Here is a 17159-nt window from a genome sequence, read left to right on the forward strand (position 1 = left end):
AGAACACATGAGAGCCTTGGTAACTTGCCTCCGGCGATTTACCGCACTAAGTTGGAAAACTCCAGTTTAGAGGTGTGCCATTAAAGGGGAAGTGGACATGTCCGCCTGCTCACGGGCCTCGAATACCTGAATAAAACAAATTCACATACTGTCTGACGAAAACACCGAATGACTCCGAGCATTAAGAAGAAGCTCAAGCGGCGCAATGCGATAGAGCCAATCATCGAACACGCAAAACACGGGTGGTAACCTGGCTCTTAACCGCTCAAAAGGAAAGCTCGGTGATAGGCTTAACACAGTGCTGCAGACGTAGGCCAAAACTGCCGTAAAATTTTAGCCCAATAGCGGCTTTTTTATGCCTTTTTTTATCAGTTATTAGCTGCGCGAAGCGCTAATTTTGGATAAAGATAATACTAATTCTGGATTTATTTGGTTCGGCAAACCTAAGCATTAAATCGTCAACATTCAGGAACGACCACTTAGGTTTTTTCATAATTTAAAATATGAAAACCGATATTGACATTTAACACAACCATTAAAATAAAAGATATGACTTGGGAAGTTACACTGTTTAATTCACAACAAACTTTAGCGTTAAATAACACCCGACAAAAACTAAATTACAAAACCACAATCAAAGTAAAAACTTATAAAAACAATCAACATTACTTACTAAAAAGCCAATTATTTATATAATAATTACATCCGAACTTACACAAAAAACACTACCATTTAACTCTTGAATTTTATTAGACATTTGACCCTTGCTCTAGCCAAACGAAATGATTTTTCGAAGGACCCCATCTCACCTCTTCAACAACCCCTCTACAACTAACATAAAAAACTTAACTAAGACTAGGCTAATTTATAACCTATCTTGGGGTAAGCTAACTGCATCAGTATCTACCGAGTACAACGATTAGTTTTAAACCATTTAAAACTGGATAGTATAAAACAATTCAACTCCCCTAATCCTTCAACCCTTTAAAAACAAAATAAAAAATAACTAAACCAGATAAGGCTATATAATAATCAACAGCTTGAAGGCTACCTACTTCATCAACCCTTTTACTCAAGAAAACAAAAACACTATATAAAACCAAGGAAAGAAATGAATAATCACCACTCTTTTTTCTATAAATTAAGCCATGAAAACAAACCAAACTTAATAATACACCAGGCAAAAAGAATACTAAATCACCAAATTTAGGTTGATGAACACCAACCATGACACTTTGTATCATTGCAACAAAGAAAACAAAAAAAATACTATTGATTACAAAAATTGATACTTTAATACTCATTTTTTCTCTCTCAAAAAGATAAAAATAAAGGGGAAGAAGTTCTCCCCCATTCTATTTTATGAATAAATAGCTAATAATCCACCAGTAATTGCACCACCTGCGGTACCAATTGCAGCTGCCGTCGCCACATTCCCCCAAGTTAATGCAACGGGGATAAATAGAAATGCAAATCCACCATTAACTTGCTGTACTTGACCCATTGATAATGTATTCATTCAATTACTCCTTTTTTAATTTTTAATTTTTAATTTTTAATTTTTAATTTTTAATTGCATTATAAGTTGCAATACCAGATATAATAGCAGAAAAAGCTGCAACTTCACCATAAACAGCAATGGCAAAGAATAAAGGTACAGCGCCACCATTTACTTCTTTAATTTGATATTTTTTTATTTCTTTCATTTTAACATCCATAAAAATTTAAATTTAGCTAAAAACCATATTCAACATATTTTAAGAATAAATAGCTAATAATCCACCAGTAATTGCACCACCGGCAGCACCAACAGCTGCAGCCGTTGCTACATTACCCCAAGTCAAAGCGACTGGAATAAATAAGAATGCAAATCCACCATTAACATGTTTAACTTGTTCCATTGACAATGTATTCATTTTATTATTCCTTATTTTTTGAATCCACTTCTAACAGCATTATAGGTAGCAATTCCTGAAACAATAGCAGAAAAAGCTGCAACCTCACCATAAACAGCAACGGCAAAAAACAGAGGTACAACCCCTCCATTAACTTCCTGAATTTCACATTTATTAATTTCTTTCATTTTTTTCTCGCATTTATTAAAAATTAAATTACCTCACCACCATAAATACTAGGTAGCATTTCTATATAAGGGAAAATTAAAAACTCACCCTGAAACAAAATTTAATTCAAAACAAAACAACAGTCAAATATATAGAAAAAAATAAAACCTTATAAAACAACAAGAAGTAGAAATATAATAAATACATAACCTTTAACACCTCTACTTAACAAATAAAACCATTAAAGAACACAAAAAAAGCATAAGAACCGTAATTTTACTATTGTAAATATTAAGAAAAAATCAAAAGACAACAAAGACATTGGAAATCTAATAGCAAAATAAAATCACAACCATTAAAAACTTAACAACTTATAAAACAGTCAACCCAAATGTTTTTCATTAAACAAAAACTTCAAAGCAAAAAAAGAAACAGCATAACAAAACGAATAAAGAGAAACATCTAAAAACAACAACCAGAAATTAAAATCATCACTAAAAAAAGAAAACTCCCAATTAAAATATGACACAACTAAAACATACATAATCGCTGATACCACTATCAACATTTCAAACTCCAAAAGTTCATCAATAGTAAATAAAACCCCATAAAAGGGGTTTTTAGTTTCATCTTAAAAATAAGTCGTGATATCGATAGGCCCTAAGCATGGGTCTGAAGGATAAAACGGCCCTTGATACCTTGGCGCTGTTGTAGGCAGGGAAGTACTGCCGCCATAAATTTTTTCTAATTGATATGTTAATTCAATCATTTCTCGTACCTTTTGATTAGTTTTGTTCATTTTATTTTCCTTATTACCTCAAGCTCCCGAGTGAGAGTGATTACTCGAAATCGTTTACTAGCTCAGAACAAATTCTCCACCAGCAGAAGTATCTGTATAAGGCTCATTTTCAATATTTAACTTACACACAGGTGCTTGTGTTGATTCACCCATAGGCATTTTCCTAGCCTCATAAATATCCTTATCCACCTCAACAGCTTCACCATATCGAAGCTCGATCACACGATCAGCACTGGCTATGGTTTCAGGGCGGTGAGCGATAATGATACGAGTTATATCTAAAGACTTAACTGCAGTATTAACTGCATATTCAAGCTTGGTATCAAGATTACTCGTAGCCTCATCCATAAATAAAATTTTAGGTTTGCGATATAACGCACGAGCTAATAGTAGGCGCTGAATTTGACCACCAGATAGTGCAGCTCCCATGTCACCAACCAGCGTGTTATAACCCATAGTCATATTAGCAATATCTTTATCTATAGCTGCAACCTGAGCAGCCCACTCTACTTGCTTCATATCTAACTGCGGATCAAAAAATGAGATGTTATCGGCTATTGATCCAGATAGTAGCTGATCATCTTGCATAACTCCGGCTATTTGAGAGCGATAGCTACCTAAACCTAATTGACGAATATCTTGATTATCAACCAACACCTTTCCATCATCAGGCTCAAAAAGTCCAAGCATAATTTTTGCGAGCGTTGTTTTACCACAACCAGAAGGGCCTATTATTGCAACAGATTCACCAGCTTCAATTTGCAAATTAAGTGATTTAAAAATAGGTGCGTCTTTTTGATTATATTTATAGGCAATATTTTGTAGCTCAATCTTTCCCGTTAATGGAGAGCCTGATATTTTTCGCTCAATATCTTGTTCTTTATCTGTGAGTGTAATATCACCTAAGCGATTGAAGTGCAGGTTCAGCATTTTAAATTCAATGGCTTTCTCAACAAGACCTGCCATTTTTTCTACGAACTGTCTTTTATATGCCATAAAGGCAAATAACATCCCTACCGTTAGGTCGCCATCCATCACTAATAAAGCAGCAAAATAGATAACCAGTACGTTTTCAACGCCAAAAATAACTTTATTTACTGCTTCATACCCGATATTTAAATGTCCAACGCGTATACCTGCGTTCAGACTATCCGCATATTTATTATGCCAAACACTTTGTCTTTGTACTTCACGACCAAATAGCTTTATCGTTTGTATTCCGCGAATGGTTTCCATGAAGTTAGATTGCTCTTTTGCAGAATTCACAATGACTTCTTCCGACATTTGCCTCAATGGTCGGTACATTGCAATTCTGAAAATGGCATATAACACAATGGCAACTAGCACTACTAAGCTCAATTTGGGGCTGTAAATAAAAATCATCACTAGTGTGGCAATTGCCATAATACCATCGATGATAACTTCAATTACTCCCTGAGTTAGTAGGTCTTTCACTTGTTGTAATGAGCCAAAACGCGAAACCACATCACCAATATGGCGCTTTTCAAAGTACTTTAAAGGTAAGCGTATTAAATGATAAAACAGGTTGGAGCCAAGCTGTATACTCATCAAGTTTCCAAAGTGTAATAGCAAAACACTCCGAACGGCACCAGTTATCATTTCAATTAGCATAAGAAGGCCAAAGCCTATCGCCAATATCGCGAGTAAGTTCTTGTCGTAGCTGAGCACAACTTCGTCGACAACTAACTGCATATAGTAAGGACTTGCAATCGCGAACGCCTGGAGTAATACCGATAAAATAAACACTTTACCAAGTGTTGATTTCATCCCAGTCACCTTGCTCCAAAAGTCAGATAACTTCAAGTTTACTCTCGTATCCTCAGAGCGAAACTCCTCTGTTGGATTTAGCTCTAAAGCAACACCAGTAAAATGCTTAGAAAACTCGCTTAATGTATATTTTCGTAAACCAACTCCAGGGTCATGTATTTCGACTCCGCGACTTGAAACTTTTTTTAATACCACAAAGTGGTTCATATCCCAATGTAAAATGCAGGGGGTCTTGAGCTTAGGTAGATGCTCTAAGTCTAGCCGCAGTGCTCTTGTGCTAAACTTTAACTTATCAGCAATCTGCATCAACTCTTCTAAATTTGCTCCTTTGAGCGATATTTCGTGTTCACGTCTAAGCGAAGTAAGATCGGTTTTATGACCATGGTATGCCGCTACCATAGCTAAGCTAGCTAAACCACATTCAGCGGCTTCAGTTTGCAAGATCACAGGTAGACGCTTATTGCCACTAAATCTCAATAAATGCATAGGATTTTCCATTACAACGCTCCTTTGATGCTGTAAATTGGTTCAAATAACCACTCAAATAATGAGCGACTATCAACCATAATGTCGGCTTCTAGTAACATTCCAGCTTGGAGCGGAACTGTCGCGCCATAGGCATTAGCAGACTGAGATTTAAGACTTACAACTACTTGATATACCGGTTCTCGCAAAGATACAGGGGCATTTGCTTCATTAGGTAATAAAATTGATTTAGAAACTGTATTAATATGCCCTTCATATATGCCAAAGCGCTGATATGGAAATGCTTGGTAACGGATCCGAGTAAGCTGCTCGGGTTTTACAAAGCCATAAGCTCTCGTTGGCACAAACAAAATAGCCTCCAACTCCGCATTATGCGGCAAGACAGTCATTATGGGAGTTTGTCCATTTGCAACCATCCCCGGTTTAACAAGTAGATTGCTAACTTTGCCATCCATTTGGCTCAGTATATTGTAGCTCTGCTGGCCTTGTGCTTGTCTGATTTGTTGGTTGATACTTGCGAGTTGTGACTGAAGGCTTACTTGTTTTTCTCGATGATCTATAGGTAACTGCGCTAGTTCATATTGAAGTTGACTCATCTGTTCTCTTTGACTGGATAGCCGCGACAACAGCTCTTCTTGCTGCTGAGTAATTGCTAATAAGTTGTCTTTTTGAGTCTTTAAGTCATTACCTGAGGCAAACCCCTTTGTGATAAGTGCTTCTGTATTTTTGACTCGCTCATCGCTAAGCGCTACTCGCTCGGATAGTAGTCGTAACTGGTTTTTAGCCTTTTCTAGCTGAATTGATAAACTTGCGATCTGAGACTCAAGTTTATCCTGATTCATATCTCTCAACTTTATTTGATTCGCAAGATTTTCTTGCAATAGCTGCTTTTGCTTTTCCAACTCAGTGACAATCGCGGCATTCATGTCTGCACCAGAAGTCAGTACCCGCTCCATACGAATCGTTGCGAGCACTTCACCTTTCTTAACAGACTGACCTTCTTCTACCAGGACTCTATCAACTACCCCTGTGCCGAGCGGATAAATTTTGCTAACCCCCTGAGTTGGTCTTAGGTAACCAGAAACCACTTCTTTTCTGTGGTACTCTCCTAGGAATAAATAAGCGCAACCTATAACTACGATAAGTACAATTACACCTAGTATCCAGTTGAATGACATATGAGTCGCGAGGGTAACTTCACCATCTAGTTTATGCCCTTGATGTAATAACGCTTCTTTTCTGAATAAGTCAGACATTATGCCACCTTATTGTCAGGCAACGCTGCAGAGTTAAAAATTCTCCATTCGTCGTTATCACGCGTCATCATGTGAACGTTGCTTGATACCTGAACAACTTCATTACCTTCAATTGTCGCTTCAAACCTTAAGCTATCTCGCACAATTAATAGGTCAGGTTGCTTTGAGATAAGCTCAACACCTTGTAATGAAAGTTTGAACTTAAATTGCTGTCTCATACCAGAAAACTGCTGATAATTTGCTTCAATAAGTGGAGAGTTACTACAATAAAATTGCGCTAAGTTATCTAACTCACCATTACATATTAGTTCGTAGTAATTATTAAAGTATTCTTCTAACGTCATTTTTAGTGCCTATTCAAACTAATAAAGTGGTTTGATAATGCCTATAGTTCACTTACATTTCAAACAAGCAAAAAAAACAAAAATAACCATAACTAACAACAAGTTGACTCAAAGCATTATGAAAGGATATGGATATTATTTGATAATATTAGGGTTGTTTTGAAGGCTAGTCGGCAGACGTATTACATGGTGCAAGCGCTAAATAAACTGGTTTTCCACTTAAGCTTGAGTGCATGTTTATTTCATCTTCACTTGATTTCCAAAAAAATATATTCGATCGAGTGTGATAAAACTGAACCGCAAAACCAGTACTTTCATCATCTGTACAAATAAAATAATCTACAGAGATGTCAGGGTACGTATTGGACTGTTCAAATATCATGTACCCGTAACTTGCATTGGGTGTGATCTTGAGTATTCTCTTGCCAGTAGTGAGTTGAGGCGTATCTTTAAGCGCGTACTGTATGATTCCGCTGGAGTGTGAAAAGAAAGGCTTAAAATGGCTATCAGTCGAGAGGTACTCAAATAGTACCTCTTCCTTATGAACGGGTCCTTGTTCAATTTGATTGCGTATTGACTTCACTCCCCCTCCGGCCAAAATGTATTCCACTGGCTGAGGGATAAAAGTTAACTCTTTAATAAGTATAACATTGGTTAAAAGCCAAACAGCACGCATCAATCGAGCGACCCTTTTAGCTTACATAAAATGCTTTGTGGTTTTATCGTCCATACCACAGGCCATGCTGTCCTGATTACACATCACGCTGTAGGTCAATAGCTCCTTTACTATTTCATTAGTACCAGCACCATTAACGCTAGATGCTTGTGATTTAGTTAGTTGCTTTAGTTGCTTTTTTTTAATTGAAAGTTTCATTTTTTTATTCCGTTTTATTGTAGAGCAAGGTCTAGCATAGCGATAAATCAAAAACTTGCTATTAGCAAAACCTTAGGAAAGCTAATTTGAATATTAGGATAAGTATCTCAATAAGTTTGACTGGATAAATTAGATCCCCTAGACTAAGTTTTCCTTATTACATCTGCATTTCTCGCATATGTACCAGCCCGAGGCACCGCCATGCTCTCGGGCTTTTTTATTTGTTCTCAAAGACCGTGATTGCATTTTGCTTACGTGTGATAGCAAAAGTTAGATAACTGCCATCATTATCGATTAGCCTCATATTTAACAGATTTCCTTGTTCACTAGGATCGTAGGACTTTAGTTCATTTTGCGATAAAGCTTCGGGGTCAAACTCCATTAGCTTTTTACCGTCAAAGTAAATTAACTCTGCTCCAAATAATGTAAAGTTGGGGAAAAATGGTTCAACGTAGGTGCTTTGCCCAGTAAATGCTCCCTCTTCGAGATCGTATAACCGTACCTCTCTGAAAAAATTCTGCGTAATACACTTTGACTCTGTAAAGCAGGTAAACCAAAGAACATCTCTTATCGGCAGTAGGCGTTGCTTTCCAGTCATACTGTCTATAAGAAGCGCTCTATTTATCTTGCCCTTTTGTACCACTACAGCTATCTGAGAATCATTAGACGCTTCAATCTCAACCACTTTCTCATCAAATGAGAATTCATTGACTAACTTACCAGTGAGGTCAAACACCTTGATATCTTTATCTAATCTTATATAAATTAATGAGTTACTTTTATTCACCTTAACCCGATAAGCAAACTCATCTAACTGTACTTGGCGAATAACACGGCCTTGCTTGTCTAAAAAACTAAGTAAATGCTCATTAATATGATCAACATTGGAAATAACAACAAATTGATCCATATTTTCCAATGCTGCGGCATCTCTGGCCCCTGCAATATCCAGCTGCTTGACAAGATCTTTTGAATACAGTGTAGTTACCACTTCAAAGTCTTTTTGTTGCGCCAAATATTTATCTTTTGCTACACGCCAAATATTCCTATACTCGACTGATGAGTTATTTTTGATGTTCTCAACTTCAACTCCCAGATCGATGTCAAATGCTTTGACACTTTGGGACAGTAAATCAAACCAATATAGCTGGTTATCAACAATCGTAAAGTTGTTTACGACTCCTGTAATGGTTGCTACCTGGACTAGGTTACTGCCTTCAACATCGGTATAAAAAACTTCTGTAAACTCACTTTGCATCCGTTTGAAATACACTCGTCCGTTACTGGAGTCATAATGCAGTAATTGATCGCCAAATGAACTTGCGTTTGGAGAAGATATTCTAAACTCAAGCTCTCTTTTTCTATCGAAAATATAAAGTGCAGCAGTATGGCTCTTTTCACGAAAGCCTAGCTTGTCATAGAGTAGATAACGATTATCAACTTCTAATAGGTTGCGAATTTGCTTATCACATCCCATTACTTTTTGCGCATCAGTTTCCTTCAAATAATCAATACGCCATATGGCACAAGCACCATCTGCAGTTTTCTCTCTGTAGAATAGGTGCGAAAGAGAAGTAGAAAAACCTAAAGGCTCTACACTGCTGTCAGGAAAAGTAAATTTCTTTGCATCATCGTGTTTCATCGAACGAACAACAATAGATTTACTCGTGTCAGATTCCGACAAATAAGCATAATAATTGCTGTCAGGGTGCAATATTAAATAACTGTAATATGCCTCTTGCCAAGTGATAGCTCGCTCCTCAAAACTATCAAATGAATGCTCTTTAAAAGCGCTGAGCGCTTGATTCTCATTTTTTTTAGCAGGGAGGAAATAAAGCATTGATAGCGTGATTGCTACAACAAGAAGCATTAAGCCAATAAGTATTGTGGAGTAATTTTTTTTAGATTTTTTAGTGGGTGGTGGGGTTACTTCTGGATTACTAGATTGGCCGCCATCTTCAAAAAGAACAATTTCTCTATCTACCGCTAAGCTATAACCTTTACGGTAGTGAGTCTTAATAATAACGCCTTTGAACTTTTCTGACTTTAGCAGTTTTCTGAGTTCAGAGATCGCTCTATTTATTGCGTTATCATCAACATAATGCTGACACCAAACGTCATCAATTAAGTCTTGTCTAGTTATAATCTGATCGATGTTAAGTAACAAATAGCAAAGAATCTTATAAAGCAGTGGCTCTAATTCTCTACTTTCGTCACCATCAGTGATTGTTTGCTTTTTGGGATCTAAAGTCCATTGAGCAAACTTAACAAATTGGACTGTTCTAGTGAAATTTACTTCTTTCATCACTTTTCCGTGCTTTACCTCATCCATGAAGCCTGCGAGTTTCCATTATCGAGAAGACAATACCTATTCTAAGATAACAAAGTTATTTTTCAATAAATACGAACAATTAAAGTAGCATAAAATATAACTTTACCAACCACATTTAACCTAAAACTTAACGTTAAAAACAATAAGTTCAAGGGAATACGCTCACTTATACCCATTACAAATACAAAAGACAATATCGAACCATTATTTCTTTTTTATCATGTAAAAAATGTTATTTTTCCTGGATATTTCAAAGTTCAGAGTACCAATAAAAAATAGAATATAAAAACAGAAAGTTACAGCCCATTCTATATAAAAAGAAGCAAGTGATGCTGTTCAATGCTTGAACAACTCTCGATACCTATTTGCATCGATGCATGCATAACAAATCTTCCTAGTATGGGAATGTCTATAAAGCTTTACACGTTGTCAGCTAGAAATAGTGTGAAGAAATAACTTAGCAGATCCGCTCTCACACCCGACTACTACCTCAGTATCTACGTACCGCAAGGCAAAATTAAGCCATTTAATTGATTTAAATGGCATGGTATATCCGCCCTAAAATTTAATGCAATGGCTCTAATAGCTAGATAGCAAGCCCTTAGCTCTTTACCTGTACGCATAAAAAAACCCACGCGATGCGTGGGTTTCCAATAACCAGATAGGTGGTTGCTTATTTGCGCAGCTGGCGAATAACGCGTAGTTGAGCAAGGGCTTCTTCTAGTTGTACTGCAGCTTGTTGGTAATCCAACTCACCGCTAGTACCAGAAGCCATTTGCGCTTGCGCTTCACGTTTAGCTTCTTCAGCAGCTTGCTCGTCAAGCTCTTCCGCACGAATAGCAACGTCCGCTAGAACAGTTACTGTTTGTGGTTGAACTTCAAGCGTACCGCCTGCAACGTAGATAACTTCTTCTGAGCTATCCGCTTTAACCAAACGTACCATACCAGGTTTTAGGCCAGTCAGTAGTGGCGCGTGGCCTGGATGAATACCAAGCTCGCCTTCACTACCTGTCACTTGGATAGTAGTCACAGCGCCAGAGAACAAGCTCTGCTCTGCACTTACTACATCAAGGTGTACTGTCATTGCCATAACAACCTCCTAATTACATGTTTTTAGCTTTATCGATCGCTTCGTCGATTGAGCCAACCATGTAGAATGCCTGCTCAGGCATATCATCGTAATCACCGTTTAGGATGCCCTTAAAGCCAGAGATTGTGTCTTTAAGAGATACGTATTTACCAGGAGCACCTGTAAATACCTCAGCAACGAAGAACGGCTGAGATAGGAAACGCTGGATCTTACGTGCACGAGATACAACTTGCTTATCTTCGTCAGATAGCTCGTCCATACCTAGAATTGCGATGATGTCTTTCAGCTCTTTATAACGCTGAAGAACTGTCTGAACGCCACGTGCTGTGTCGTAGTGCTCTTGACCGATAACTTGTGGGTCAAGCTGACGTGAAGTTGAATCTAGAGGGTCTACCGCAGGATAGATACCTAGAGACGCGATATCACGAGAAAGTACTACTGTCGCATCTAAGTGAGCAAACGTTGTTGCTGGAGATGGGTCAGTCAAGTCATCCGCAGGTACGTATACCGCTTGGATTGAAGTGATTGAACCTGTCTTAGTTGATGCGATACGCTCCTGTAGAACACCCATTTCTTCAGCTAGTGTAGGCTGGTAACCTACTGCTGAAGGCATACGACCTAGAAGTGCTGATACTTCAGTACCTGCTAGTGTATAACGGTAGATGTTATCTACGAAGAATAGTACGTCACGACCTTCGTCACGGAACTTCTCAGCCATTGTTAGACCAGTTAGTGCAACACGTAAACGGTTACCCGGTGGCTCGTTCATCTGACCATATACTAGAGATACTTTGTCTAGTACGTTTGAGTCATTCATCTCATGATAGAAGTCATTACCCTCACGAGTACGCTCACCAACACCTGCGAATACTGAGTAACCGCTGTGCTCGATTGCGATGTTACGGATAAGTTCCATCATGTTTACGGTTTTACCTACACCCGCACCACCGAATAGACCAACTTTACCACCTTTAGCGAATGGACATACAAGGTCGATAACCTTGATACCAGTCTCTAGAAGTTCAACTGAGCTGCTCTGCTCTTCGTATGATGGTGCTGCACGGTGAATAGACCAACGCTCTTCTTCACCGATAGGACCCGCTTCGTCAATCGCGTCACCAAGTACGTTCATGATACGACCTAGTGTTGCTGTACCAACTGGAACCTTAATTGGCTCAGCTGTACCTTGTACTGGAGTACCACGACGTAGACCGTCAGTACTACCTAGTGCGATACCACGTACCACACCGCCACCTAGCTGCTGTTGCACTTCTAGTGTCAAACCAGCTAAGTCGCCTTCTGTAACTTTTAGTGCGTCATATACGGCTGGCACGTTGTCTTGTGGAAACTCGATGTCCACAACGGCGCCGATAATTTGGACGACCTTACCTAAACTCATGTCTATTCCTCTTATTAAACTTTGCCGAAGCGTTACACGGCAGCCGAACCGCTCACAATCTCACTGATTTCTTGTGTGATTGCGGCTTGACGTGCCTTGTTGTATACCAGCTGTAGCTCATCAATCAGGCCACCTGCGTTATCAGTTGCGGCTTTCATCGCAACCATACGGGCAGCTTGCTCAGAGGCAGCATTCTCAACTACGCCTTGGTAAACCTGAGACTCAATAAAGCGCACAATAAGTGTCTCTAAAATCGCCTCTGGGCTTGGCTCATATAAGTAATCCCAAGCGTGAGCTGATACTTCTTCTTCAGCTTTTGGCAAAGGTAATAACTGATCGATAACAGGCTCTTGTTTCATTGTGTTGACAAACTTGTTGTACACAACGAATAAGCGGTCAATTTTGCCTTCTTCGTATGCATCTAGCATTACTTTTACAGGACCAATTACGTCCTGTATTGAAGGTGTATCTCCCAGCCCTGCCTTTTTGGCTTCAAGCGAACCACCAAAACGTTTAAAGAAACCAGCAGCTTTGCTACCTAGTGTTGCGAACGACGCCTCAACACCCTTTTCTTTCCACGCTTTCACGTCTTTCGCTACACGCTTAAACTCGTTTGAGTTTAAGCCACCACAAAGACCACGGTCTGTAGAGATAACGATATAACCAACTCGTTTCACATCACGTTCTTCTAGGAACGGGTGATGGAAATCAAGATTAGCCTGAGCAACACGACCGATCACTTTGCGTAAGTTTTCAGCGTATGGACGACTAGACGCTACGCGTTCTTGTGCCTTCTTCATTTTAGAAGCGGCAACCATCTCCATTGCGCTGGTGATCTTTTGAGTATTCTTGATACTCCCGATCTTGCTTTTTATCTCTTTTCCGCTGGCCATGACTCTCTCTCCGAATCTCGGTGAGTAGTTACCTACTCACCTTAATAACACATTACCAAGTTTGCGTAGACTTGAACTTCTCAAGAAGCTCTTTAAGCTGCGCTTCGATCTCGGCGTTGTAGTTACCAGTTTCATTGATTTGAGCCATTAGCTCTGCGTACTCGCTCTTAGCAAACGCGATTAGGCTTGCTTCGAAATCAAGGATCTTGTTGATTTCGATATCTTTTAGGAAGCCTTTCTCTACTGCAAATAGCGATAATGACATATCAGCAACAGACATCGGTGCGTACTGTTTCTGCTTCATTAGCTCTGTTACACGCTCACCGTGTTCAAGCTGTGCACGTGTTGCATCATCAAGGTCAGAAGCGAACTGAGAGAACGCCGCTAGTTCACGGTACTGAGCTAGCGCTAGACGGATACCACCACCTAGTTTCTTAACAATCTTAGTTTGAGCTGCACCACCTACACGAGATACCGAGATACCAGCGTTAACAGCTGGACGGATACCTGCGTTGAACAAGTCAGTTTCTAAGAAGATCTGACCGTCAGTGATTGAGATAACGTTGGTAGGTACGAATGCAGAAACGTCACCACCTTGAGTTTCAATGATTGGCAATGCCGTCAATGAACCTGTTTTACCTTTCACTTCACCATTAGTGAACTTCTCAACGTAGTCAGCGTTTACACGAGACGCACGCTCTAGAAGACGTGAGTGAAGATAGAAAACGTCACCTGGGTATGCTTCACGACCTGGTGGACGCTTAAGTAGTAGTGAGATTTGACGGTAAGCAACAGCTTGCTTAGACAAATCATCATATACGATTAGTGCATCTTCACCGCGGTCACGGAAGTATTCACCCATAGTACAACCAGAGAACGGCGCTAGGAATTGTAGCGCTGCAGATTCTGATGCAGAAGCAACTACTACGATAGTGTTTGCAAGTGCACCGTGCTCTTCTAGTTTACGTACTACGTTAGCAATTGTTGACGCTTTTTGACCAACCGCTACGTACACACACTTAACGCCTGTGTCTTTTTGGTTGATGATAGCATCGATTGCTAGTGCTGTTTTACCAGTCTGACGGTCACCGATCACAAGCTCACGCTGACCACGACCAACTGGGATCATCGCATCGATAGACTTATAACCAGTTTGTACTGGCTCATCTACTGATTGACGCTCGATTACGCCAGGTGCGATTTTTTCAACTGGTTCAAAACCATCGTTATCAACAGCGCCTTTACCGTCGATTGGCTCACCTAGCGTGTTAACAACACGACCTAGTAGGCCACGGCCTACTGGTACTTCAAGGATACGACCAGTTGATTTAACTTTTACGCCTTCTTTAAGGTCAGCGTATGGACCCATTACTACAGCACCTACTGAGTCACGCTCAAGGTTTAGTGCGATAGCATAACGGTTGCCAGGAAGCTCGATCATCTCACCCTGCATACAGTCAGCAAGACCGTGGATGCGGATGATACCGTCGGTAACAGATACGATAGTACCTTCGTTACGCGCTTCACTTACAACTTCAAACTGCTCAATGCGTTGCTTGATCAGTGCAGAAATTTCTGTGGAATTAAGTTGCATGCTCTTTTTCCCAATTACGATTGTAGCGACGTCGCAAGACGATCTAACTTGCCGCGAACAGAACCGTCAATTACGGTGTCACCGGCTTTAATCACTAGGCCACTTACAATGGCTTCGTCGATGCTACAATTCAGCTTAACTTTGCGTGCGAAACGTTTCTCAAGTGCCGCGACCAATTTTGCTTGCGTATCATCTGCAAGCACTGTTGCTGAAACCACATCTACTTCGATTTCTTTGTCATAGTCTGCTTTTAATTCTGCAAACAATTCTGCAACAGCTGGGATGGCGGCTAAACGCTCATTTTCGGCCATCAGCTTGATAAGATTTTGACCTTGTTCGTTGAGTTGCTCAGCACATAACTTGATAATGATTTCAGACTGCTGTGATTCAGTAGCAATGCTACCAAGTAGCGCCTGAACCTGCTCGTCGCTGGTAACTTGACCAGCGAAGAACAGCATTTCATTCCAAGCTTCAACTGTGCCTTTTTCAACGGCAAGTTCAAAAGCCGCTTTAGCGTATGGGCGAGCGATAGTAGTCAATTCAGACATGCTCATACCCTCCTACTTAAAGCTCAGCGACAAGTTTTTCAACGATGTCACTGTGTGTGGCTTGATTGATTTCACGCTCTAAAATCTTCTCAGCACCTGCGATAGAAAGTGCAGCGACTTGTGAACGCAGCTCTTCTTTCACACGGTTGCGCTCAGACTCAATTTCAGAGTGTCCCTGAGCAATGATTTTTTCACGCTCTTGCTGACCACGAGTAGTCTCTTCGTCAACAATTAGCGCAGCACGCTTCTTAGCTTGTTCGATGATTTCAGCCGCTTGTGCTTTCGCTTCTTTCAACTGTTCAGCACCTTGTGCACGTACGCGCCCAAGTTCTTTCTCAGCTTCATCAGATGCCGCTAAACCATCTTCAATTTTCTTCTGGCGAGCTTCAATTGCATCATTTAGCGGTGGCCATACATATTTCATACAGAAAAGTACGAATACCGTAAACGCAATTAATTCACCGATTAGAGTGAGGTTAATATCCACAACCACTCCTCCTTAAAATAGTAAACTGTTCAAAAATTAGAATTAAAGTACGAACAGGATTACCATTGCGATACCAACACCGATCATTGCTACAGCATCGATTAGACCAGCAAGGATGAACATTTTAACCTGTAGTGAAGGCGCAAGCTCAGGTTGACGAGCACAAGCTTCAAGGAATTTACCACCCATGTTACCGAAACCGATAGCTGTACCGATTGCACCAAAGCCGATTAGTAGAGCAACAGCGATAAACTTAAGGCCTAATACTAGTTCCATTTTTTTCTCCAAAGTTTCAATTGTAAATTAAAGTTAAAGTTAATTTTTTAAAAAATCTGTTAGTGGTTGTCTGAGCTTGCCATGCTTAGGTATACGATTGTCAGCATCATAAATACGAACGCTTGCAATACGATGACCAAAATATGGAATACCGCCCAAATAAAGTGCAGTGGTAACTGCATTAAACCAATCGTACCGATCAAGATGAAAATCAATTCACCCGCGTATAAGTTACCGAACAAACGCAGTGCCAATGAGAATGGCTTTGCAACAAGAGCAATGGTTTCAAGTAACAAGTTACACGGAATCAAGAACAACATACCAATCTTGTTCTTAGTACTAAACGGATGAAGTGTTAGCTCAGCAATAAAGCCACCGATACCTTTGATTTTGATTGAATAACCGATCATCAAAATAAACACACCGATAGCTAGTGCTGCGGTCATGTTCACGTCAGTGGTTGGTACAATTTTCATGTACACATCGTGTGAATCCATACCAAACGCTTGCTCACCAACAAAGCCGGCAAAAGCAGGTAAGAAATCAACAGGAATTAAGTCCATTAAGTTCATTAAGAACACCCAAACAAAGATAGTTAGGGCTAAAGGAGCGATCAGTGCGCTTTTGCCATGATACGTATCACGTACGTTGTTACCAACGAATTCAACGATCATCTCGATAAAGCACTGGAACTTACCAGGAACGCCTATAGTGGATTTTTTAGCGGCACTTCGGAAGATCCATAAGAAAATAAGACCTAAACCGATTGACCATGCGAGGGTATCTATATTCCATGCCCAGAAACCACTGTCCGCACATGCTTTATTGAAGGCAAGACCGGCATCGGTCGAGCACATCTTGGCATTGGTCAAGTGGTGCTGAATATGGCTCGATATAGTAACTTCTTCTGCAGCCATGTTTTATCCCAAA

20 protein-coding genes are annotated in these 17159 nt (G+C 39.9%); all 20 read right to left on the bottom strand.

All coding sequences use genetic code 11. From position 1 onward, the window contains the following. Positions 1-968: 968 nt before the first annotated feature. Complete coding sequence (locus MHN32_RS11700) at positions 969-1304, bottom strand: hypothetical protein (protein WP_239421778.1); 336 nt, start codon at positions 1302-1304, stop codon at positions 969-971. A 56-nt stretch (positions 1305-1360) separates the two neighbouring features. After that, positions 1361-1519, bottom strand: coding sequence for a hypothetical protein (locus MHN32_RS11705; RefSeq protein WP_157782771.1), 159 nt, complete (start codon positions 1517-1519; stop codon positions 1361-1363). A gap of 43 nt (positions 1520-1562) precedes the next feature. After that, complete coding sequence (locus MHN32_RS11710; protein ID WP_235368514.1) at positions 1563-1706, bottom strand: class IIb bacteriocin, lactobin A/cerein 7B family; 144 nt, start codon at positions 1704-1706, stop codon at positions 1563-1565. A gap of 51 nt (positions 1707-1757) precedes the next feature. After that, a complete protein-coding gene (locus tag MHN32_RS11715) occupies positions 1758-1916 on the bottom strand; it encodes a Blp family class II bacteriocin (RefSeq protein WP_081489934.1) in 159 nt (52 codons plus the stop codon). A gap of 11 nt (positions 1917-1927) precedes the next feature. Continuing rightward, complete coding sequence (locus MHN32_RS11720) at positions 1928-2083, bottom strand: class IIb bacteriocin, lactobin A/cerein 7B family (RefSeq protein WP_081489935.1); 156 nt, start codon at positions 2081-2083, stop codon at positions 1928-1930. A gap of 611 nt (positions 2084-2694) precedes the next feature. Next, positions 2695-2832 carry a hypothetical protein gene (locus tag MHN32_RS11725; protein WP_157782772.1) on the bottom strand — a complete coding sequence of 46 codons (138 nt, stop codon included), beginning with the start codon at positions 2830-2832 and terminating at the stop codon, positions 2695-2697. A gap of 87 nt (positions 2833-2919) precedes the next feature. Continuing rightward, the gene (locus MHN32_RS11730) at positions 2920-5148 is read right to left on the bottom strand and encodes a peptidase domain-containing ABC transporter (RefSeq protein WP_239421779.1); all 2229 of its coding nucleotides are present in this window, start codon (positions 5146-5148) and stop codon (positions 2920-2922) included. Further along, positions 5148-6392 carry an HlyD family efflux transporter periplasmic adaptor subunit gene (locus MHN32_RS11735; protein WP_010604134.1) on the bottom strand — a complete coding sequence of 415 codons (1245 nt, stop codon included), beginning with the start codon at positions 6390-6392 and terminating at the stop codon, positions 5148-5150. The genes MHN32_RS11730 and MHN32_RS11735 overlap by 1 nt, the downstream gene beginning before the upstream one ends. Further along, the gene (locus MHN32_RS11740) at positions 6392-6736 is read right to left on the bottom strand and encodes a hypothetical protein (RefSeq protein WP_010604135.1); all 345 of its coding nucleotides are present in this window, start codon (positions 6734-6736) and stop codon (positions 6392-6394) included. Before MHN32_RS11740 ends, MHN32_RS11735 begins: the two co-directional genes overlap by 1 nt. Before the next feature lie 166 nt (positions 6737-6902). Next, on the bottom strand, positions 6903-7415 hold the full coding sequence (locus MHN32_RS11745) for a hypothetical protein (RefSeq protein ID WP_157782773.1): 513 nt from the start codon (positions 7413-7415) through the stop codon (positions 6903-6905). Positions 7416-7433: 18 nt separating this feature from the next. Beyond that, positions 7434-7610, bottom strand: a complete 177-nt coding sequence (locus tag MHN32_RS11750; protein ID WP_157782774.1) for a hypothetical protein — start codon at positions 7608-7610, stop codon at positions 7434-7436. 217 nt (positions 7611-7827) lie between these two features. Beyond that, complete coding sequence (locus MHN32_RS11755; protein ID WP_235368512.1) at positions 7828-9915, bottom strand: winged helix-turn-helix domain-containing protein; 2088 nt, start codon at positions 9913-9915, stop codon at positions 7828-7830. Between the two features lie 700 nt (positions 9916-10615). After that, on the bottom strand, positions 10616-11032 hold the full coding sequence (locus tag MHN32_RS11760) for a F0F1 ATP synthase subunit epsilon (RefSeq protein WP_010604138.1): 417 nt from the start codon (positions 11030-11032) through the stop codon (positions 10616-10618). Positions 11033-11045: 13 nt separating this feature from the next. Next, entirely contained in the window at positions 11046-12431 is a 1386-nt protein-coding gene (gene atpD, locus MHN32_RS11765) for a F0F1 ATP synthase subunit beta (RefSeq protein WP_239421781.1), read from the bottom strand. 32 nt (positions 12432-12463) lie between these two features. Further along, entirely contained in the window at positions 12464-13324 is an 861-nt protein-coding gene (gene atpG, locus MHN32_RS11770; protein ID WP_017218545.1) for a F0F1 ATP synthase subunit gamma, read from the bottom strand. A 52-nt stretch (positions 13325-13376) separates the two neighbouring features. Next, positions 13377-14918, bottom strand: a complete 1542-nt coding sequence (gene atpA / locus MHN32_RS11775; RefSeq protein WP_010376884.1) for a F0F1 ATP synthase subunit alpha — start codon at positions 14916-14918, stop codon at positions 13377-13379. Positions 14919-14932: 14 nt separating this feature from the next. Continuing rightward, positions 14933-15466, bottom strand: a complete 534-nt coding sequence (gene atpH / locus MHN32_RS11780; RefSeq protein ID WP_010604141.1) for a F0F1 ATP synthase subunit delta — start codon at positions 15464-15466, stop codon at positions 14933-14935. A 16-nt stretch (positions 15467-15482) separates the two neighbouring features. Further along, positions 15483-15953 (bottom strand): F0F1 ATP synthase subunit B, encoded by a 471-nt coding sequence (gene atpF / locus MHN32_RS11785; RefSeq protein ID WP_010604142.1) that lies wholly within the window; start codon positions 15951-15953, stop codon positions 15483-15485. Between the two features lie 42 nt (positions 15954-15995). Continuing rightward, complete coding sequence (gene atpE / locus MHN32_RS11790; RefSeq protein WP_010604143.1) at positions 15996-16229, bottom strand: F0F1 ATP synthase subunit C; 234 nt, start codon at positions 16227-16229, stop codon at positions 15996-15998. 59 nt (positions 16230-16288) lie between these two features. Continuing rightward, the gene (atpB, locus tag MHN32_RS11795) at positions 16289-17146 is read right to left on the bottom strand and encodes a F0F1 ATP synthase subunit A (RefSeq protein ID WP_010604144.1); all 858 of its coding nucleotides are present in this window, start codon (positions 17144-17146) and stop codon (positions 16289-16291) included. Between the last annotated feature and the right edge of the window lie 13 nt (positions 17147-17159).

Source organism: Pseudoalteromonas sp. Of11M-6 (assembly GCF_022347905.1).
Taxonomy (GTDB): Bacteria; Pseudomonadota; Gammaproteobacteria; order Enterobacterales; family Alteromonadaceae; genus Pseudoalteromonas.